Genomic DNA, 21840 nt, shown 5'->3' on the forward strand with positions numbered 1-21840 from the left:
TCATGCCAATTTCACCTAATTTCACTTCCAAATATTCACACGAATGGGAAATCAATTTTACCCAATGTGCCCCAAATGGCTATTTAAAATATGTGGATTTGTGCAATTTACTGCAACTTACCGCTGCGGAACATTCTATTTTGGGTGGCTTGAGCTTTAACGACATGCAGGAACACCATCAGGCATGGGTATTGAGCAGAATTCGTGTGGAAATAGACTCTTTACCGAAATGGCAGGATAAAGTTGAGGTAAAAACCTGGATTGAAAGCTTAGAAGGCAATAAGTCCATCCGTAATATTGAAATGCACCTTAACGGAAAGAAAATTGTCGGTGCGACAACGTTTTGGGCGGTTTTCAATACGCAATTGCGAAAATCGGAACCGTTGGCTTTAGCGCACGAACATTTCGAGAAATTTCCGGAGCATCATGCTACTAGTAAAGGGTTTTCACGCATCAATGTGCTTCAGGAAGCTGATAAAATTCTGGAACGCAAAGTGGTTTTATCCGATTTAGACATTGTCAATCATGTGAATAACACCAAATATCTGGAATGGTGTCTGGATACTTTACATCCGAAACATATTCTAAAAAATGAATATAAAGCACTTGAAATGAATTTTCTACGTGAATTAAACCTGTTTGAAAGCGTAGAAGTACACGCCAACGAAGAAAAAGATTTCTTTACGGTTACCAAAGACGGCAAAGTGTGTTTTGCTTTGGTTATGGAAAAATAAAAAAGCCCTGATTTCTCAGAGCTTCTTAACCAATAAAAATATAATTCTTAACTATTTATTCTGCGGCTTTTCCTTTTACTACCAAACGGAAACCTTCCCCGTGAATGTTTAAAATCTCAACATCTTCGTCTTGTTTTAAATATTTACGAAGTTTAGCGATGTACACATCCATACTTCTGGAAGTAAAGTAGTTGTCATCTCTCCAGATTTTGGTTAATGCTAATTCACGCGGCATTAAATCGTTTTCATGCAACGCTAACATTTTCAACAATTCGTTTTCCTTTGGTGACAATTTAATTGCCTCATCTCCTGGGTATGTAAGGAAACGCAATTTTGAATTTAAATGAAATTTACCGATTTCAAACTCAAATTTTGTGGTATCTGTTTTTGTTTCAGAAGCTTTACGCATGATAATCGCTTTGATTTTCATAAGCAATACTTCAGAATCAAAAGGTTTGTTCAGATAATCGTCTGCTCCTACTTTATATCCTTTCAATACATCTTCCTTCATCGATTTAGCCGTTAGGAAAATAATAGGCACTTCTTTATTTTTATCACGGATCTCTCTTGCTAAAGTATATCCGTCTTTGTAAGGCATCATCACATCAAGAATACACAAATCGTAATTGTCTTTCTTGAACTTCTCGAATCCTTCCATTCCGTTTTTGGCAAGGGTTACATCAAAATCATTTATAGTTAAATAATCTTTCAGAACAGCTCCAAAGTTTGGATCGTCTTCTACTAACAGGATTTTTTTGTTAATTGTATCCATATTTCTTAATTTATTAATGGCATCTTTATAGTGAAGGTACTACCCTTCCCTTTTTCACTTTCTACAAAAATCTGACCGTTATGGTCGTCAATAATTCGTTTTACATAGGCAAGCCCTAAACCGTGACCTTTTACATTATGCAAATCCCCGGTGTGCTCGCGGTAGAATTTCTCAAAAATTCTCTTTTGGGCAATTTTACTCATTCCGGTTCCCTGATCTTTTACTTTGATCAGAATGAAATCTTTCACATTTTCTGTGGAGACTTCAACAATCGGATTTTCAGGCGAGTACTTTATCGCATTGTCCAGTATATTTACAATCACGTTGGTAAAATGAACGTCATTGAGTAAAATTGTTGTTCGCTTGGCATTGAGATTTGTTTTAATAACACCTCCCCTGTCTTCTACAATTAAGTTTACGTGCTCAATTGCATCTTCAACGATATCGTGAACATCTGTTGGCTCTTTACTTATTTCCAGCTCTTTCCGCTCTAATTTTGATATTCTTAGTACATTTTCTACCTGTGCATGCATTCGTTTGTTTTCATCACGAATCATTTGCAGGTAACGCTGGATTTTCTCTTTGTCTTCAATAATTTTCGGATTCTTAATCGCATCAAGCGCAAGGTTTATTGTAGCAATGGGCGTTTTAAACTCATGCGTCATGTTGTTGATGAAATCCGTTTTGATTTCTGATATCTGTTTTTGCTTAATTAATTGGTGGAGCGCACTGAAATACGCCACAATAATTACCAAGGTAAAAATCAATGACAGCAACGTTATTCCAACCAAAGAAGAAAACAAAAACTTTTCTTTATGAGGAAAACTAACCATCAATTGGTACTTTGATTCGTTATCATTATCCACAAAAACAGGAATCTCGTACGTTGAATTTTTATCATAATTAAAATCTTCCGATTTCACTTTCGTTGCCAGCCCGTTGCTGTAAATGGAAAATTCAAATTGTGTTTTCACACCATATTCACGCAATTCGTTTTCAAGCATGGCATCCAGTCGTTCCACTGAAACTCTTTCCTGAATTGATTTCAATGCAACAATTTCCTTCAAATTAATTTCAAAGATAGCCTTGTCTAAAATATCTAATGACCCTGATTTTTCAATAGTCATATCAGGTCCTGTATTTTTCTTAATTCCTGAATTGTCAATCAGTTTGCCATTGTAAATTTCTGTTTTACGCTTGGAAACAAAACTTTTAAGCTTAACAGAATCAGCACTTTTATCAAAGAACGAACGGTTTACGTTATAATCTTCCTGAATGATTGTATTCGAGTAAATGATTTGCTCATTTGTTCTGGGATTGCGCTCCACATAGAAGTACTCTTTCAGCTCACTTTGTTTAGGTGCTTTCCCGATACTGTCAGTCAGTTTTTTATATTTCTGAATAAATTCAAATGTTTCCTGTTGCTGTAACTTATTGGCTACATTACCAATAACCTGCTTTACGTGGTATTTAAACTGCTCTTCGTTATTCTTGTAAGATGTATTAATCCAATACAACTGAACCAGAATAATTCCCAACAAGGATAAGCTCATCAAAAGAACCAGTATTCGGAAACGCGTTTTATTCATCAAAACAAAATTAACATTTTAACATTTAGACCTTAAAAACATTAACCAAAGATTAACATCTGTTTAAGTTTTTACAGATTATTCAATTCTTTAAGAATTTCTTCTGCTTTTTGTTTGGCATTTTCTAAATTAATGTTTTGGATGATATAATCACTCAAAGCAATTTTTTTCTCATCGTTCCATTGGTTTTTTAAACGATCAAGAACCTGTTTTTCAGTTACTTTATCTCGGTTCATGACTCTTTGAATTCTGATTTCTTCAGGAGCCGTAACTAGTATTATTTTATCACAATCGATGTAAGTTCCACTTTCAAATAAAATAGCTGCCTCTTTAATAACAAACGGATACTTACTATGCTGTCGTACCCATTCTAAAAAATGTTTTTTTACCTCAGGATGCACAATTTTATTCAATGCCTTTAATTTTTCCGGCGATGAAAAAACAAGTTCGGCTATTTTTTTTCGGTTAAGACATTTGTTTTCTATAACATTTTCTTCAAAAACAGCTTGCACTTTTTTAACTACTTCGGGTAAATCCATTATCTCTTTGGCTGCTTCATCCGCAATATAAACTGGAACTCCCATTTCACTGAAATAGTTTGCTATAGTAGATTTTCCACTGCCAATTCCTCCTGTTAACCCTACTATTTTTGTCATAATTACTTTTTAAAGAAAAGTTCCGGAAAAGCGGTCTCCGGTTTTTGTTTTAACAGCCTCACTTTAATAAAAGACAACACAAAACCTAATCCGTAACCAAAAAATTGAAAAAAAGCAGCAAAAACGGCTAAAAAACCGATCCAAAGACTCATTGTTTCGATTGATCCTACCCAAAATAAAATAAGAAAATAAGCTGCATAAATCTTTACCGGAATTGAAAATCCAAAAGCCCATAAAACTAATGATGCAAACAATCCAAAAAGAAATAACGCAGGAAACCAAAAAGTTATTTTACTGTATTTAGGATACCAGGAGTCCAAAATTGGCCTTGCTTTTCCAAATTTATTAACCTGTTTATAAAACTTACTGAAATCGATTCTACGTTTATGATATACATACGAATCCTGAAAAAGTCTGGTTTGATACCCAAGCTTCCATAATCGTATTGTTAAATCCGGATCTTCTCCGGGATGAATATTTCCAAAACCTTGAGAGGCTTCAAAGGCCTTTTTAGACAAGCCCATATTAAAACTTCTGGGTTGAAACTTCCCGATTTTTTCGGTTCCGCCACGAACACCGCCTGTAGTCATGAATGAAGTCATGGTGAAGTTGATGGCTTTCTGAACCGATGAAAAAGAATCTAAAGCATTATCCGGACCACCGAAACAGTCTACATAGTTCTCTTTCAGGTTTTTATCAACAGAAGCCAAATAATGTTCCGGCAGAATACAATCGGAATCGAGAATCAGAAAATAACTTCCCATGGCATGTCGCATTCCAAAATTTCTGGAATCTCCGGGACCGGAATTTGGCTTGTTGAAATAGGAGATGAATAATTTATCTTCATATTTCTTTACAACATCATAACATGGAATTGTGGAGCCGTCTTCTATTATAACAACTTCAAAATCTTCATGATAATTCTGGTCTGCTAAACTTTTTAACAGTTCCTCTACTTCATCAGGGCGGTTATAAACCGGTATAATAAACGAAAAATACATTATCGGTAAATAATTTTAACAAAGATACTGCTATAAAAATAAAAAAGCCACCAAAATTGGCGGCTTTTCAAAATTCACATTGATAATTTATTCCTTTACGATCTTAATAGATTTTGTTAAACCTTCCGATGTAACTTTTACGATATAAGTTCCTGCAGTTAAATTTGAAATATTCATTTCTCCATGAGTACTTCCTATTGATTTTAAAGCCACACGCTGTCCAATCATATTAAAAATCTCTACAGAAGTTATTTCCGAAGCGTATGAAATATTCAACATATCTTTAACCGGATTCGGATAAACGCTGAACAAATTATTATTCCACTCGTTATTGCTTAAAACATCATACACTGTAACAGCAAATCGGTTTGAAGTAGTATTTCTACTCTCACAACCATTCAAATCGGTTTGCGATGCGTAATAAGTGGTTCCATTAACTAACAAAGTCGAAGAAGACAATAAAGTACCTCCCTGCGCATCAGAATACCATTGAATATTATCACCTGTAACCTCAACATTTGCAAGTGTTTCACCATTGCTGAACGTTTGAACCGGATTACCTGTTGGTGCCGAAGGACCAGACACTATAGCCAAATCGAAACTTTTAACAGTATAACAAGCCGTTATTAAATCCTCTATTTTAACATAAATAGTTTGACCAGTTGACACAAAATTTTGAGGGTTAGTAATTACACCAGTACCATTCTGTGCATCATTTAAGGAGGCGTGATAACTGATTGCATGCAACTGAGGATCCAATCCATTCAACACAACTGGTGTATTTTGAGTCAAATCAAAAGTATAAGGCTGCGGTGCAGAACTACACAAAGTAAGTACATTTGGCTGACCTGCGTTAATTTCAGGTATTGGTGTAAATGTATATGTATCACTTAAAACTGTAGTAGAAGAACAGTTTGCGAAAGAAACCTGAGCCGTATAGATTTCCTGATTTGTGTCACACGTATTAAGTATTGCTCCGCTTCCTATTACATTTCCGCTCTTAAGCCATGTTATTGTTGGTACTACGTCGTTACCGGCTGGTGTAAATCTCCATGCTTCATTAGTTGCAGACCATGTCCCACCGTTTCTTCCGGATGGCGTAACTCCTTGGCTACCAGCTTCATTTTGAATCCCAATCAAACCATTACCATTAGCCCAAGTAGTACAAGGCACTCTTCTCTGAACATGTACCTCAATAATATTACTCCCCTCATACAACAAGATTTGGGATGTTTGAGCACCTACTGCTGCGTCCGAAGAACAACCGTATTGTGCTGAATTAGCTAAATTTAAAACAAAAACTCTATTTGGAAATGCGCCAGCAGTATAATAGTTGATATTTGGTGTGGCAAAAGCATTTGAAACGGCAGGGTTAAGATCTTGAAAAACACCATTGATTGAATTTTTAAATGGAGCATTAGCACTAGGTCCCGCATATGGAACAGCTCCTGAATTTACCCAAGTAGAAAAAGAATTTGGAGTATAAAGCCCCCCAGTAGTAACACCTGCTATACTAAACGTTATAACTCCGTTAGTTGAGACCAAAACTTTACTATAGTTCTGACCATAAAAACAAAAATTGAAATCTTGAGCTGAAATACCTTTTAAATCAATAACATCAGACCATCTATCGTCCAAATTAAGCTGAGTGGCTGTCCCGCTAGTTGCCCCAAAAGGAGGATTGTAAGTGATGCTACTGACAGTATAAGATGTTGTTTCTTTAATAGTCGGATAATTTACCTCAAAACTATTACATTCCCCATAACAACCTTGCGATGTTTGGAAAATATCAGCTGCCAACCACTGACCATTAGAAATCCCGCTTACCAAAAGTAAACTTAGCAACAAAAAGTAATTTTTAATCATATTTCAGTTTTTTTGCAAATGTAAAAAAAAAGCCACCATAAAGGCAGCTTTTTTTAATTAATCATTTAAATAACAAATTATTGCTTTATCACTTTTATTGATTTGGTTAAACCATCGACATTTATTTTAACAATATATGCGCCATTAGCAAGGTTAGACATATCAATTTGACTTTGAGTAACGTTTAGTGATTTATGATTTACTTTTTGTCCAATCATATTAAAAATCTCTACTGAAGTTATAGTTGAAGAATACGAAATATTCAACACATCTTTAACCGGATTTGGATATACTTTAAATGAAGACAAATCGAAAGAACCAGTACTTAAAGAAGCATCGTAAGCTGAAATTTTGAATGTACCTCCGGCTCCTCCACCAAATTCCCAAACATTTACATATAATATTTCTCCAGGTGTTCTTCCGGTTAATGAAACTAATGAAAAGTTCCCGTCCGCACTACTGTCGTCATCACAATCCAACAAAGTTAAACCGGCGCAAGATCCTTCATAAACAGCTAATCCTGTATCTGTAATTGCACTTCCGGAATCATTATTTGTTTCAATTGTAATGCTTCCGCTGTTAGGAACCGCTATTGAAAACCAAACATCACCCCCATTAAAACTGGCACAACCCGGCGCAGGTGGTGTCGAGTCTGTAGCTCCTACATTGTTAGCTACGACTTCATTATCTGCAAAAACACTTCCTGGAGTTAACGAAACAACATTACTACAATTATCATTAGCCGGAGGTATTGCAGCTGTTGTAAACGTAAACGGTCCTGTCCATGCGCTAGTTCCGTTACCGGCACAATCTGCTTGTACATAAAAATCATAACTTGATAAAGCTGTCAATCCTGTTGCGTTGAAAGGAAATGTAACACCCGGATTTGATGGCGCTCCAGCTGGCGCTCCTCCACCGGAAGGAGCTAAATGTAAATTCCAAACTGTCTCAGAACAACCTGCATTCCATGAAAGTGAAGCAGTAGCATTGGTAACCGATGACGCTGCCAACATGGAAGGCTGCGGACATGCAGCAGGAGCAGAAATAGTTATATTGTAATCTTCTGTTTCCCCAAAACCATATTCGTCACAAGGATCGATGTTTGCCCCTGGAGTATTCCATACATCTCTGATTCTCATTCGGTGTGTACCTAAAGAAGGGTTACAAGCCAATACAATCTGAAAAGTAGCAGATCCGCCACCAGTTATCGATGAAGTTGTATATCCTACTCTTTCCGTTGTCTCAAAACTGCCATCATCGTCATAATCAATCCATGCTGCTACATTCTGACCACCATAACTACCAACTGTTACCTGAATATCATAAGTTGAACCAGCTTGTAATGTTGCAGTATAATTAGGTGCTCCGGAAAAAAAGGTATAAGCTGGGTTAACTTCATCTGTTCCGGAATCATTAGACAATGTTGTTCCTGCTATAATAATGCTCGAAATTAAATCACCGTCTGTTTTTCCGGTTTCATATAATGGTTCACAATAACATATTAGGCATGTAGTAAAACTACTCTCAGTACATCCCACAGCATCACCATTGGCGTTGAAAGGAACTACAGTAACATAATATGTCCCTCCCGGAGTTAAGGCTCCTAAATCATAAGTTAAGACATTTCCAACATCAACCATATTAAGTACATTCGTACCTCCTGGTGTTGTACCAACTTTTAGCTTATAGCCTGATGGACCTCCTGATGCGGCAGGCCAAGAGATTTGACCCGATGCTACATTGATTTGACCATTAGACGGTGCTGACAAAGCAACACAACTAGGTGGTCCGGTAGGGGTAAAAGCCACTTCGACATCAATTGTGATTGTCACAGAATCCGCATACTCATCATCATCATGTGACGTAATTGTTAAAGTATTAAAACCCGTAATACTTAATTCATTAAAAGCAGCAGCACAACCAGTTACAACTGCTCCTCCGTCTACAGACAAATCAAAACCAAACCAACTTGAACCATCAGATGAACAATATCCTGAAGTCAAACTTCCGGCTGCATTGATAAGTTTCATGTTTGTAACCGGATTAGCTCCATGACAATTAATATCAGCTGCGTTAATAGTTAAAACGGTTGGACCGTCATCATTACCTGTAGCGGTAAATGTTTGTCTACAAGTAGACTGGGCAAAAAGTTGTCCTGCAAAGACAAGTAAAATTAATGTAATTATTCTTTTCATATGTTTGTTTTTTAGCATGGCTAATTTAACAAAATATTTGTTTTTAAGAAATATTTTACATAAATAATAAAAAAAGACGGCTTTCGCCGTCTTTCCTACTGATATTGTTATTTATCAATTAGATTTTTATAACTTTTATTGATTGAGTTGCCCCACTGGCATTCACTTTCACAATATAATTTCCAGAATTCAAAGCTGAAAAATCCAATTGTGCATGAGTAGCGTTCAAATCTTTAGAAATCACTTTTTGACCTAACATATTAAATACCTCTACTGAATTAATTTCAGATGAATGTGTCAAATTTAATACGTCTTTTACAGGGTTAGGATATACTTTAAAATTAGCATCATCAAAAGTACCTGTACTTAATGAAGCGTCATAAGCTGAGATACCAAATGCCCCTGCTGTATCATTCAAATATTCATATACTCTGATATATAAAGTCTGCCCAGGTGTTAAACCTGTAAGAGATTTTAAAGAATATGTTCCGGTAGGAGCTCCATCATCATCACAATCAACTTGAGTTAATGATCCACATGCACCCGAATAAATTGTGATTACTGTATCTAAACCTGTTGCACCACCTGTAGAATCACCTGTTTCAATTGTAATACTTCCACTTGCAGGAACCACTACTGAATACCAAACATCACCACCTGAAAAACCTGCACAAGTTACCGGAGTTGTTTCAGAAGAAGTTGTAGCCCCTACAGTTGTACCATTTGCAACAAAATCAGAGAATACAGATCCCGGAGTAATAGCAACTGCATTTGCACAATCATCATTTGCTGGAGGAGTTGCCAGAGTAGTAAATGATATTGTTGACCAAGCACTGTAAATTGGCCCAGGACATACGGTTCTTACGTGGAAATAATATGTAGTAGTAGGTGACAATGACGTTGCATTATACGTTTCAGCTGAAAATGACGTTCCTGAACCAGCAGGATCTGTAGCTACATTATCTAAAACATATTGATAGCTTCCAGTAGTTGCTGTCCAGTTAACATCTGCAGACGCACTTGTCAAGTTTGTAACGGCCAACCCAATAGGATTAGAACAAACCGGAGACAATCTAATTTCAAAATTATCAATTGAGAAATCGATATCAGCACTACCATTTGTTGCACCTTCAACAACACGGAATCCGAATCTTACATTCTGTCCGGCATAAGCATCTAAATCAAGAACGTTAATAGAACCTGTATTTAATGGTACATTAGTATTATTATATGTATACAAAACAGTCCAGTTGTTCGTTCCGGTTGAAACTAAAACTTGTACAAAATCATCAGCCTCCCAAGCCGTTGTTGGTGCAGTAGTAGCAGCAAATTGTGTTGCAGCAGCATCAAATTTTACCTCATATCCAGTAGCAGGAATACTAAATACCGGTGTAAGCAACCAATCATTAGCACCTGTTGTAAAGATATTATATCTGGCAGCTCCCGTTGAACCTACGTTTCCGAAACCGTCTGCAATCCAGCTACTAGAACCAAAAGTTGCCGGTCCAGCAGTCAAGTCGCCGTTATCAGCTTCTTGCCAACATCCTGGTACATATGTACCGAAGTTTTCTGAAGCAGGTACCGTATAGTTTGCACAAGTAGTGAAATTACCAATATTCGTTCCTGTAGTTGTATTATAAAAATAATCGTAAGGACCAGAACCACATCTTACATATTCATAAGCTTTAATATAATACTGTGTTCCTCCCGATAAGCCTGTAACTGTTACTGTAGCAGCAGTTCCGTCAAAAATTAATTGTTGACCTGATCCTGCATAAACAGCATTTGGTGTTAATGCTGCTGCATTTCCGCTAACAGGATCTGTAAAAGTTGCAGAATCACTAATAAAAACAACTCTTCTGTTTCCGTTACCATTTGTCCAGTTTACAACTGCCTGTGTATACACAATAGTAGCAGCTGGAATTGTTACCGCTGTAACTTGGGTTGCAGGACTAACAGGATTAGTAACGATTACTGAAGCCGTTTGAGCTGATTGTGAGGAATTAGAACAAGTTATATTCAATCTGTAATAAATTGTTGTTCCTGAAAAAGCAGGAGGTATATATGATGCAGTTGTAGCACCTGTACCTCCTACTGCTGGAGCCCAAGCATCTGCTGCTCCATCATCATTTGATTCTTCCCATTGAAATGTTAACCCAGTAACACCTGAAGAATAACCCGATCCAACCAAAACGGCTGGTGTAGTTCCAGTACAAAGATTTTGAGAAGCAGGTGTAACACTACCTGCAACTGGTGCTCCCGTACAAGCAGATGGAGGTGTAAACGTTAATTTTTTACCTGCCAAGTTCCCCATTACAGTTGCATTAATTGTATTATTTGCAGTTCCACTTGATGCAGTTGAAGTCGCTGCCGGTGTAACGCTTAAAAATGATGTCGTATCCATTAACCCAACAGATCCTGAAACACTATTTGTTGTTGTAAATGGAGATCCGTATACTATTTCAATCACATTGGTAGTTTCATACAATCTAATTATTGATGAAACAGAAGTTCCACCAGTTGAACCTACACCACCAATTTTAGTGTCATGCCAGTTAACTGATAAAACTTGATTTGGTGCTGTACCCGACAACGAATAGGTAATAGTACCTGTACTTAAATTATTGTCATCCCAAAATGCAGCAATAAGTGGTTTATTTACTTGTGTTCCGTTTGTTAAACTGTTTGTCCAGTGATTGTCAGTACCATCGACTATAGCAGCCCCCAGCTTAATCATTCCATTTGTACTAATGCTAAAAGTTGAATAATCAGTACCTCCAAAATTGAAATTAAACCCTATACTGATGTTATTTTCTTCACCATCATCCCCAACTGCAGTAGATGTAGTTCCGGAAATTTGCGCATAAGCCTCCGTTGATTCGGAAAACCCATATGCATTAACGGGCCCTTGACTAAAACCTTTATAACACAATAATGCTAAGAAGGTAATTAAAAAAGTAATTTTTCTCATGTTATATTTTTTAAAATTCTATATAAATTTAGTAATAATTCTCTCAATTCACTATAGAATCGATATAAAACACAAAACTCACGACGAGCGTGAGTTCTGTAACTTGAAATGTAATATTTTATTTACTTACAAAAGGATTCCATTACTAAATCGCTGACTCCCATATTTGAGAACCCTCCGTCATGAAGCAGATTTTGAAGTGTCACTTTACGAGTCAGATCAGAAAACATCGTAACTGTATAATTAGCACAATCCAGTGCTGTTGCATTTCCAAGTGGCGACATTTTATCAGCAAAAGAAATAAATCCGTCAAAGCCTTTAACACCCTGACCGGCTGTTGTAGCTGTAGGAGACTGAGAAATTGTATTTACCCTTACTTTTTTATCCCTTCCGAAGAAATATCCGAAAGAACGCGCAATAGACTCAAGATATGCCTTGTTGTCTGCCATGTCGTTATAATCCGGGAAAACTCGTTGTGCCGCCATATAACTTAAGGCAACAATACTTCCCCACTCGTTCATGGCATCTTTTTTATATAATACCTGCATCACTTTATGAAAGGATACTGCCGAAACATCCCAACCTTTCTGAGTAAACTCATAATTTTGGTTCGTATAATGGTTTCCTTTTCTAACGTTTACAGACATTCCGATGGAGTGCAGTACAAAATCGATTTTACCGCCAAGAATTTCCATCGCTTTTTCCACAAGGTTCTCCAAGTCTTCAACTGAAGTTGCATCCGCAGGGATTATCTGAGAGCCGGTTTTTTCTGCCAACTGATCAATAGTCCCCATTCTCATAGCAACCGGAGCGTTTGTTAAAACAAATGTTCCACCTTCTTCATGAACTCTTTCTGCTGTTTTCCAAGCAATTGAATTTTCATCTAAGGCTCCAAAAATAATTCCTCTTTTTCCTTTTAATAAATTGTACATTCTGATAAACTGATAATCAATTATACAATACTCGGCACTTCAACCAATTCATTGGTATCTGCGTTATAATCTACTCCGTCAAATCCAAATCCAAACAAATGATAGAAGTCAGATTTATAACCTGCTAAGTCACCAATTTCAGCTAAGTTGTCAGTGGTAGCCTGTTCCCATAATTTAGAAACCTTAGCTTGGATATCGTCACGCATTTCCCAATCGTCAATTCGTATTCTTCCTTTTTCGTCTGTTGGAATTTCCCCGCCATTGTATAGTCTTTGCTGGAACAAACGTTGCATTTGCTCGATACAGCCTTCATGTACTCCTTCTTCTTTCATAATTTTATACAACAATGAAATATACAAAGGAATTACCGGAATTGCCGAACTTGCCTGAGTGACCAAGGCCTTGTTAACAGAAACATAGGCTTTAATGTTACTATCTTTAAGTTTATCTGTAATTTCAAAGGCAGTAGCTTCCAAATGATCTTTAGCACGACCAATGGTTCCTTTTCTGTAAACTGGCTCTGTTAATATCGGGCCGATATAAGAATAAGCAACAGTAGTAGCACCTTCGGCTAATACACCTGCAGCATTTAAAGCGTCCATCCACATGGCCCAGTCTTCACCTCCCATTACAGCAACTGTATTTTCAATATCATCACCACTACAAGGCTCAATTGAAATTTCAGACACCTTTCCGGTATGAAAATCTACTGTTTTGTTTGTATAGGTTGTACCGATTGGCTTCAACACTGATCGATGCAAAACTCCAGTTGTCGGATGCATACGAACTGGTGACGCTAAGCTGTAAACCAACAAATCCACCTGACCTAAATCCGCTTTGATTAAATCGATGGTTTGTTGCTTCACTTCATTTGAAAAAGCATCTCCGTTGATACTTTTTGCATATAATCCTGCTTTTTGAGCCTCATTTTCAAAAGCTGCTGAATTGTACCAACCCGGAGAAGCTGTTTTACCTTCAGCTGCCGGTTTTTCAAAAAACACCCCAATAGTAGCGGCATCTGATCCAAAAGCACTTGCAATTCTGGAAGCCAATCCAAAACCGGTTGAAGCTCCAATTACCAATACTTTTTTAGCACCATTTATGGTCCCTTTTGATTTTACGTATTCAATTTGATTTTTTACACTCTGTTCACATCCTTTTGGGTGAGATGTCAAACAGATGAATCCTCTCATTCTAGGCTCTATAATCATAATGTTGTGGTTAGTTTGTTTGTTACATAAATGACTTGTCAAATCCATTTATTTACCGACAAATATAGTCTGTTTTTTTAGTTCAGCAAGGCTTTTGCGTGATTAACAGCCGAATCGGTGATATCTTTCCCGGAAAGCATTTCGGCTATTTCCACTACTCTTTCTTCTTTGGACAAAAGTTTAAGCTCAGATACTGTTGTTTCACCCTGCACGGATTTAAATACTTTATAATGTTGCGCTCCTTTTGCTGCTATCTGAGGTAAATGCGTAATGGCAAACACCTGCATTTCTCCACTCATTTCTTTCATAATATCTCCCATCTTATGAGCTACTTCACCGGAAACTCCTGTATCGATCTCATCAAAAATTATTGTTGGAAGCTTTAAATAATGTGCCAAAATAGATTTCACGGCCAACATTATACGTGACATTTCTCCGCCTGAAGCTACTTTTTTAAGCAATCCAAAACTGGTTCCTCTATTAGCTGAGAAGAGCAATTGCGCTTCATCTTTACCGGAATGGAGAAAACTTTCTGAAGGCTTGATCTCAAATTCAAAACGAGCATCCGGCATTCCTAATTGACTTAATATTTTTGTGATTTTATCTGTCAACACCGGAGCTGCCTTGAGTCTTCGTTCAGAAATTTGCGAACTCAAATTATCCAAAACAATTGCTTTATCGGTAATTTCAGATTCAATTTTTAGGATAACATTATCCAAATCTCCGGCCAAAACCACTTTACTGTCCAATTCGTTTTGTATCACTACTAATTCGTCAATGGAATTTACCTGGTGTTTTTTCTGGAGCGTATAAATTGTTTGCAATTTTTGATTAACCAATTCAAGCATTTGCGGATCATTTACCAGTTTTTCGGATTGATTGGCCAATTCCCCGGTTATATCATCCATTTCAATTACCATGCTTGAAACCCGCTCGTAAAGCAGCTGGTATTCTGCAGATAAACCGGATACTTTCTGCAAAGCAAATTTCACTTCTTTCAGAGTATGAAGGATTCCTATTTGCTCATCATTAATAAAGGCTAGTGATTTATCTAAAGATTCTTGAATAAATTCAACATTACTTAGCTTTTCCTGAACATTTTCCAGCTCTTCCTGCTCACCGGGTTTTAGTTTTGCCGTAAGAAGCTCTTCTAGCAAAAAGCTATTATAATCCTGCTCTTTAGAAAGGGAATCCTTTTCGGAAAGCAGTTTCTTCAACTCTGCTTTTAAAGATTTATATCGGGATAAATGCTGTTGGTATTCTGATACGATTTCTTGATTATCAGCAATGGCATCTAAAATCTGAATTTGATATTCCTCATCGGTCAATTCACGGGTTTGATGCTGGGAATGGATATCAATCAGAAAATCGCCCAACTCCTGAAGTTCGTTCAGATTGACCGGACTGTCGTTGATAAATGCCCTCGATTTCCCAGAAGGCAAAATTTCTCTTCTGATGATGGTAACCGCCTCATAATCTAAATCATTGTCAGAAAAAAAATCCTGAAGACTGTAAGTATCAATCTGAAAGTGAGCCTCCACAACACACTTCTGCTCTTTATCTTTTAAAGAACTTAAATCGGCTCGTTTTCCTAAAACCAATCCCAAAGCTCCTAATAAAATAGATTTTCCGGCACCTGTTTCTCCGGTAATAATAGAAAGCCTATCCGAAAAATTCATTTCCAGATGTTCTATTAAGGCAAAATTTTTAATGGATAGCGAGGTAAGCATAATTTGTGTTTCGGATAAGTTTATAACACAAATTTAAAATTTAATGTTATTCCATTTAGAAGCGTTCAAAGGTGACACTCTGTTTAATGTTTCCACCATTTCTGCAATATTTACGTTCGGACCTCCACTGAAAACACTTACAATTTCATCGGTTTTAGCATCAAAAAAAACACGAGATATAAAGGAATTCGGTCTTACACTGTGAATTTTGCTAACTGTTTTAATAGCATCAATTAAATTTTGTTTACCCGTTTTGGTATTATCAGCCATTTTATCCAATGCTAAAAAATGGTATTGGTACAACCCTTCTCTGTATGGAGTATAAGTATTTGATAATAAATCGTTTATCAAATAGTGCCGATTTTGACGGTTTTCTGTTTGGGTCCAGCCTTTTACACCACTACTCTGCGCCATACTAGCAATATTAGCGGCTGCTTCATAATGTTTTGTCCCACCCAGATTCGAAAACGTATCGGCATCCAAACCTATAATCAGATTGGCATAAAATGCAATAGTCGAAACCAAATTGGAATCATAACTGTTAGGATTGAATAATAAATTTTCAAATTCTACATAACGGAATTCAAAGTCTTTATCGTTAAAGTTAAAAAGAGGAGACGAATACGTTGAATTAAAAACCGGGCGCGAAGACTGTACCTGAAGCGTGGCGGAAAAATTATTCGAATCATATCCGTTTATCGTAATAAACATACTACAATCGATCTTTTCATTCGCAGTAACTGCTTTGGTTGTCCATTTCGTATTGTTTACAAACTCGTTTAACGAACGCTCCAGTGTTTTAAAAACCTGAGGGTTAGCACCGGTAATCTGATCGTAACTCACCTTAACGGAACAGTTCAATTCCTGGCTGAAGCCTGCAAAAGAGAATAACAAAAGTCCTATTAAAATTAATTTACGCATAATGTTCGACTATTTTATTAACAATATCCTGGGCTACTTCTTCTTTGGTTTTCAAGTTCATTGGTTCAACAACAAAATTCTTGTCAATGAAAGTCACTTTGTTCGTTGGTTTACCAAAACCGGCTCCTTCGTCATTCAAAGAATTCAGGACTATCAAATCTAAGTTTTTTTTCTGAATTTTCTGCTTCGCGTGTTCAATTTCATTTTCAGTTTCCAAAGCAAAACCTATTAAAAACTGATTTTGTTTGATTTCTCCCAAAGAAGCTAAAATATCTTTTGTTTTTTCCAACTCAATGGTAAACGCTGCCTCATTCTTTTTTATTTTCTGCGACGCTACATTTTTTGGACGGTAATCTGCTACTGCTGCTGCTGCTATGGCTACATCAACATTATTAAAATACTGATGACAAACATCATACATCTGTTGGGCAGACGTAACGCGTTCAATTTTCACCAAACTATGTTTTAACTGCAAATATGTCGGACCGGAAACCAGTACAACTTCAGCTCCTAAATCAGCGGCAGCTTTAGCGATATCAAACCCCATTTTCCCTGTGGAATGATTTCCGATAAAACGCACAGGATCTATTGCTTCATAGGTTGGACCGGCCGTAACCAGTATTTTTTTTCCTTTAAGTGGAAGTTTACTTTCTAAATCTTTTTCAAGAAATGCTACTATATTTTCAGGTTCCGCCATTCTTCCTTCACCGGATAAACCGCTGGCCAATTCGCCACTTTCAGCCGGAATTATTATATTTCCAAAATCTCTTAACGTTCTGAAACCAGCTAATGTTGAAGGATGTTTATACATATCCAAATCCATTGCGGGTGCAAAATAAACCGGACATTTGGCGGAAAGATAAGTGGCAATTAAAAGATTATCACAATTGCCGTTTACCATTTTGGAAAGGGTATTGGCTGTTGCAGGCGCAATGAGCATCAGATCGGCCCAAAGCGCAAAATCCACATGATTGTTCCATTCGGCATTTTGGTCTTCTTCATTAAAAAAAGACGAATACACCGGATTTTTAGACAAAGTGGACAATGTTAGCGGGGTAACAAAATCTTTAGAGGCAGGTGTCATGATTACTTTAACCTGAGCACCTGCCTTTATAAGTAGTCTAACTAAAATGGCTGATTTATAAGCGGCTATTCCTCCGGATACGCCGAGTAGTATTTTTTTACCGCTTAAAACAGACATGATGTTTTATTTATTTGAATCTCTGTAATAGATTTTACCTTCCATCCACTCCTGTACAGCTAAAGCATGTGGTTTTGGCAATTTTTCGTAGAATTTAGAAACTTCAATCTGCTCTTTGTTTTCAAAAATTTCCTCTAAGCTGTCATTGTAAGTTGCAAATTCATCTAATTTATCAATTAACTCTTTTTTAATTTCAGAGTTAATCTGATTAGCTCTTCTAGCCATAATGGTAATCGCTTCGTAGATATTACCTGTTGGCTCTTCAATTTTACTTCTGTTGTAAGTAGTAGTGTTTACCGGAGCTGTTGTTTTCTTTAAATCCATTCCTTCTTATTTAGAAAATTTTTGTAATTCTTTATCAATACTGGCCAACATTTTGTCTGCCTCTTTTTTATACTTGGTATCCTCTTTAAATCGAATTAAACTCGAATACGTAGTTTTTGCAATTGCCAGACGCTCTTCCATTTTTGACGGAATACTCTTGATTGCGTAATTATAGGAGAAGTCCAATTTATAATACAAAGCGTCTTCTTTATATTTTGAACCCGGGTAATCCGAAATAAAATTATCCAATGCCGTAATTCCTGCTTTGTAATCGTTTATCGGATTTTCAATAATACCGTATGCTTTAGCAATTTCAAATGCTTTTAATTCCAGCTTGTCTCTCAGTTCTGCAATTAGTTTGTTTGCCTCATCAAAATTTGACGAATTGGGGTACGTATTAATGTAGTCCTGAAGCTTTTCAATCGCTTTATCTGTATCGATTTGATCCAACGAATAATTAGGCGACAGCATAGAATAACTTTTAGCACTTAAAAAAGCTGCCTCTTCTCTGTTTTCGCTTTTAGGATAGGTTGCAGCAAACGATTCAAACTGATAGGCTGCCAAATTATACTGTTCTGTCTTATAATATGATTGTGAAAACATATAAAACAACTTCTCCGCTTGCGGTTTACCTCTGTTAGGAGCCGCTATCTGTTCAAATAACCGAATGGCTTTTGTATATTTTCCTTCGTCATATTTTTTTGCAGCAATTTCATACTTAAAAGCCAAATCCTCTGATTTCAATGCCTTTTGATAAGGACTACAGGAAACTAAAAGTACAGAAAAAAGAAAAATATATAAAAACTTACTCATTTTATAGTTTAGATTATTTATGCTTTTGCAGTTTTATAACATCTCACAAAAGCAACTGCAAAATTAATTATTAATTAGAGAATTCAAAATCTTTTTTTAACAGAAGAGAAGATGTCTCTTGTCAAGGCATCTTCTCTTATCTATATCCTGTAATTACTTAGAAGGTTGATTACCCGAAAAGCTTTTCATATCATTATCAAACAAATACAAACCGCCTTTGTCATCGCCAATCAATTGAATTTTATCCAAAATTGTTTTGGCGGTAGATTCTTCTTCAATCTGTTCCGAAACATACCATTGTAAAAAATTATGGGTAGCATAGTCTTTTTCACTTAAAGAAACATGAACCAACTCATTAATACTGGCCGAAACCATAACTTCGTGTTCATACAACTGTGTAAATAATGCCTTAAAAGAAGAACAGTCCAAAACGGGTTCAATAACATTAGGAATTTTAGCATCTCCTCCACGTTGATTCACGTATTTTACCAGCTTAAGCATGTGCATACGTTCTTCTTCCGATTGTTTATACATAAATGCCGCAATTCCTTCAAAGCCCTGAACTTCAGCCCATGAAGCCATAGCTAAATAAATTTGAGAAGAATCCGCTTCAACTTTTATTTGATTGTTAAGCGCTGATTCTATACTTTTCGACAACATAACTTTCTTTTTTTAGTGATTTGCTAATTTACGACTTTCTTTACAAAAGCATCCAATCGTTTTGCTAAATCTTCGTTAACGTTTACCAAAGGTAATCGAACCGTATTTTCAGACAATCCTAATGATTTAAATACTTCCTTGATTCCTCCCGGATTCCCTTGCTCAAAAATCATATCGATACTGTCTGCCAACAAATAATGCAATTTATAAGCCTCATCTACTTTACGTTGAAGTCCTAAACGCACCATTTCAGAGAATTCTTTAGGAAATCCTTCTCCAATTACCGAGATCACTCCTGCCCCACCAGCTAAAACCATTGGTAACGTAACCATGTCATCTCCGGAAATCACCAGGAAATCATTCGGTTTGTTTTCAATAATTTTCATAGCCTGAACAATGTCTCCGGCAGCTTCTTTAATTCCGATTACGTTTTTAAAATCATTCGCTAAACGCAGAACCGTTGAGGGCAGCATATTACTTGCCGTTCTTCCCGGTACGTTATATAAAATTACCGGAAGCGGCGAATTTTCAGCAACCATTTTAAAATGCTGGTAAATTCCTTCCTGAGTCGGTTTATTATAGTACGGCGAAACCGATAAAATTGCCGAGAAACCTGAAAAATCTCTGGTTTTCAATTCCTCAACCACTTTCATGGTATTATTTCCGCCTACACCCAAAACCAATGGCAATCGTCCATTGTTTGCTTCTTTTATGGTTGTGATAACCAATTCTTTTTCATCTGCAGTAAGTGTAGCGGATTCTGCCGTAGTGCCTAAAACCACTAAATATTCCACACCTCCATCGATAACGTAATTTACAATCTTTTTCAGCGCCTCAACATCTACTGAAAAATCTTTTTTAAATGGTGTTACCAACGCTACCCCTGTTCCAATGAATGATTGCATAATTATATTTTGTTTAAAATTTTTAAATATTTGAATAATTCCGCTACAAATTCTTTATGATTTTCAGCTATCGTACCAATCATAAAATTATTTAATCTTTTATCGATTGTGGAAAATCCCACTTTAAATTTAGCCCTTGATTTTAGCGTAACGAGTGTTAAAACCGGTTTTTCGATGTCGTAATAACTGATCAGCATATCGAAAGGTTTCGAAATAAAATCGCCTACTTCACTTTTGCTGAAATCTCCGCTAATTGTCACGTCCATTCTGCTGAAAGAAGCATTTTCAAAGGTTTCCTTCTTTTTAATTTTATCTTTATAAATGAGTATTTCGATTTTACTTTCCGGGATTCCGCTGTTTACAATCTGAGAAATCAACTCCTTTTCTTTTGAAAAGTAGGTTTCATCTACAAGAAGACCGATGGACTGAATCTTCTCCTCAGACATTTCCAGCTTATAGGTGGTCAAGGATCTTTTAACGATCTTTTTTATTGAAAAATCCTTAATAAGTTTTAAAAACATAGTACTTTTACTCTTGGTACAAATTTAATAAATAGCTGTTATCAAAATGGTAAATTTAAGAAACAATAACCGTTTTTCTATACAAATTATTGCTCCGGTTTTACTTTTTTTGTTGTATTCCTGTGCATCAAAACCTTACCACAACTATAAAATTGAAGGAAAACAGATTCCCGTTTCTAAAGAATATGGCGAAGTAAATTCAATAAACAGTTTTGTAACGCCATACCGAGATCATATCAACAGTGATCTCGACAATATTTTAGCTTATTCTCCTGAAACACTGGATAAAAGTAAAGGAGAATGGCAAACGACAATCGGTAACCTAATGGCTGATTTAACTGTCGAAATAGGCAACCCGGTTTTCAACAAAAGAACCGGAAAAAACATCGATATCTGCCTCCTTAACCACGGTGGCATAAGAGCCGTTCTTCCCAAAGGAAATGTTACCACCAGAACAGCTTTCGAAATTATGCCTTTTGAAAACAGCTTAATTATAGTAGAACTTAAAGGGACACAAATTAGAGAGATGGCAGAATACATTTTAAAAGAACATAAACCCCATCCGCTTTGGGGCATGAAATTGATTTTCAACAAAGACGCCATGACTGTAAAATCAATATTGATTAATGGCAAACCTTTGGATAACAACACAATTTATTATGTAGCGACTTCCGATTACCTGTCAAACGGCGGAGATAAAATGGATTTTTTCAAAAAAGCTGCAAAAACTCATGACATGGATTACAAACTGAGAAATGTGATTATCGATTATTTCAAAAAAATTGATACTATCCCCGTAATTACCGAACAACGAATTATTGCCGAATAAAACTAAAAC

19 protein-coding genes are annotated in these 21840 nt (G+C 36.4%); 2 read left to right on the forward strand and 17 right to left on the reverse strand.

Annotated features, from left to right (window positions below; genetic code table 11):
* Nucleotides 1–2: 2 nt before the first annotated feature.
* On the forward strand, nucleotides 3–734 hold the full coding sequence (locus ABGT15_RS05565) for an acyl-[acyl-carrier-protein] thioesterase (RefSeq protein ID WP_367230425.1): 732 nt from the start codon (nucleotides 3–5) through the stop codon (nucleotides 732–734).
* Between the two features lie 55 nt (nucleotides 735–789).
* On the opposite strand, the gene ABGT15_RS05570 is transcribed toward ABGT15_RS05565, so the two are convergent.
* From ABGT15_RS05570 to ABGT15_RS05650, 17 genes are all read right to left on the reverse strand, one after another.
* The gene (locus ABGT15_RS05570; protein ID WP_367230426.1) at nucleotides 790–1506 is read right to left on the reverse strand and encodes a response regulator transcription factor; all 717 of its coding nucleotides are present in this window, start codon (nucleotides 1504–1506) and stop codon (nucleotides 790–792) included.
* Between the two features lie 5 nt (nucleotides 1507–1511).
* Complete coding sequence (locus ABGT15_RS05575) at nucleotides 1512–3095, reverse strand: sensor histidine kinase (RefSeq protein ID WP_367230427.1); 1584 nt, start codon at nucleotides 3093–3095, stop codon at nucleotides 1512–1514.
* A 71-nt stretch (nucleotides 3096–3166) separates the two neighbouring features.
* Complete coding sequence (coaE, locus tag ABGT15_RS05580; RefSeq protein WP_367230428.1) at nucleotides 3167–3751, reverse strand: dephospho-CoA kinase; 585 nt, start codon at nucleotides 3749–3751, stop codon at nucleotides 3167–3169.
* A gap of 2 nt (nucleotides 3752–3753) precedes the next feature.
* A complete protein-coding gene (locus ABGT15_RS05585) occupies nucleotides 3754–4752 on the reverse strand; it encodes a glycosyltransferase (RefSeq protein ID WP_367230429.1) in 999 nt (332 codons plus the stop codon).
* 87 nt (nucleotides 4753–4839) lie between these two features.
* Nucleotides 4840–6618: a T9SS type A sorting domain-containing protein gene (locus ABGT15_RS05590; protein WP_367230430.1), complete on the reverse strand. Its 1779-nt coding sequence runs from the start codon at nucleotides 6616–6618 to the stop codon at nucleotides 4840–4842.
* Between the two features lie 77 nt (nucleotides 6619–6695).
* A complete protein-coding gene (locus tag ABGT15_RS05595) occupies nucleotides 6696–8813 on the reverse strand; it encodes a GEVED domain-containing protein (RefSeq protein ID WP_367230431.1) in 2118 nt (705 codons plus the stop codon).
* 118 nt (nucleotides 8814–8931) lie between these two features.
* Nucleotides 8932–11784 (reverse strand): T9SS type A sorting domain-containing protein, encoded by a 2853-nt coding sequence (locus ABGT15_RS05600; RefSeq protein WP_367230432.1) that lies wholly within the window; start codon nucleotides 11782–11784, stop codon nucleotides 8932–8934.
* A gap of 122 nt (nucleotides 11785–11906) precedes the next feature.
* Nucleotides 11907–12716, reverse strand: a complete 810-nt coding sequence (locus tag ABGT15_RS05605) for an enoyl-ACP reductase FabI (RefSeq protein WP_367230433.1) — start codon at nucleotides 12714–12716, stop codon at nucleotides 11907–11909.
* 20 nt (nucleotides 12717–12736) lie between these two features.
* Nucleotides 12737–13927 carry an enoyl-ACP reductase FabV gene (fabV, locus tag ABGT15_RS05610; RefSeq protein ID WP_367230434.1) on the reverse strand — a complete coding sequence of 397 codons (1191 nt, stop codon included), beginning with the start codon at nucleotides 13925–13927 and terminating at the stop codon, nucleotides 12737–12739.
* 77 nt (nucleotides 13928–14004) lie between these two features.
* Nucleotides 14005–15657, reverse strand: a complete 1653-nt coding sequence (recN, locus tag ABGT15_RS05615) for a DNA repair protein RecN (protein ID WP_367230435.1) — start codon at nucleotides 15655–15657, stop codon at nucleotides 14005–14007.
* Between the two features lie 33 nt (nucleotides 15658–15690).
* Nucleotides 15691–16578 carry a DUF4835 family protein gene (locus tag ABGT15_RS05620; RefSeq protein WP_367230436.1) on the reverse strand — a complete coding sequence of 296 codons (888 nt, stop codon included), beginning with the start codon at nucleotides 16576–16578 and terminating at the stop codon, nucleotides 15691–15693.
* Entirely contained in the window at nucleotides 16571–17779 is a 1209-nt protein-coding gene (gene coaBC / locus ABGT15_RS05625) for a bifunctional phosphopantothenoylcysteine decarboxylase/phosphopantothenate--cysteine ligase CoaBC (protein ID WP_367230437.1), read from the reverse strand. The genes ABGT15_RS05620 and coaBC overlap by 8 nt, the downstream gene beginning before the upstream one ends.
* A 6-nt stretch (nucleotides 17780–17785) precedes the next feature.
* Nucleotides 17786–18103 (reverse strand): DNA-directed RNA polymerase subunit omega, encoded by a 318-nt coding sequence (locus ABGT15_RS05630; RefSeq protein ID WP_367230438.1) that lies wholly within the window; start codon nucleotides 18101–18103, stop codon nucleotides 17786–17788.
* Between the two features lie 6 nt (nucleotides 18104–18109).
* Entirely contained in the window at nucleotides 18110–18916 is an 807-nt protein-coding gene (locus ABGT15_RS05635) for an outer membrane protein assembly factor BamD (protein WP_367230439.1), read from the reverse strand.
* A gap of 153 nt (nucleotides 18917–19069) precedes the next feature.
* Nucleotides 19070–19576, reverse strand: coding sequence for a ferritin (locus ABGT15_RS05640; protein ID WP_367230440.1), 507 nt, complete (start codon nucleotides 19574–19576; stop codon nucleotides 19070–19072).
* A 23-nt stretch (nucleotides 19577–19599) separates the two neighbouring features.
* Nucleotides 19600–20481, reverse strand: a complete 882-nt coding sequence (gene dapA / locus ABGT15_RS05645; protein ID WP_367230441.1) for a 4-hydroxy-tetrahydrodipicolinate synthase — start codon at nucleotides 20479–20481, stop codon at nucleotides 19600–19602.
* 2 nt (nucleotides 20482–20483) lie between these two features.
* The gene (locus ABGT15_RS05650; protein ID WP_437125354.1) at nucleotides 20484–21002 is read right to left on the reverse strand and encodes a DUF6913 domain-containing protein; all 519 of its coding nucleotides are present in this window, start codon (nucleotides 21000–21002) and stop codon (nucleotides 20484–20486) included.
* A 46-nt stretch (nucleotides 21003–21048) separates the two neighbouring features.
* Here ABGT15_RS05650 and ABGT15_RS05655 point away from each other — a divergent pair, with 46 nt between their 5' ends.
* On the forward strand, nucleotides 21049–21831 hold the full coding sequence (locus tag ABGT15_RS05655) for a 5'-nucleotidase C-terminal domain-containing protein (RefSeq protein ID WP_367230443.1): 783 nt from the start codon (nucleotides 21049–21051) through the stop codon (nucleotides 21829–21831).
* The last annotated feature ends 9 nt before the right edge of the window (nucleotides 21832–21840 follow it).

The sequence above is a fragment of the Flavobacterium enshiense genome (assembly GCF_040750275.1).
GTDB lineage: Bacteria > Bacteroidota > Bacteroidia > Flavobacteriales > Flavobacteriaceae > Flavobacterium > Flavobacterium enshiense_B.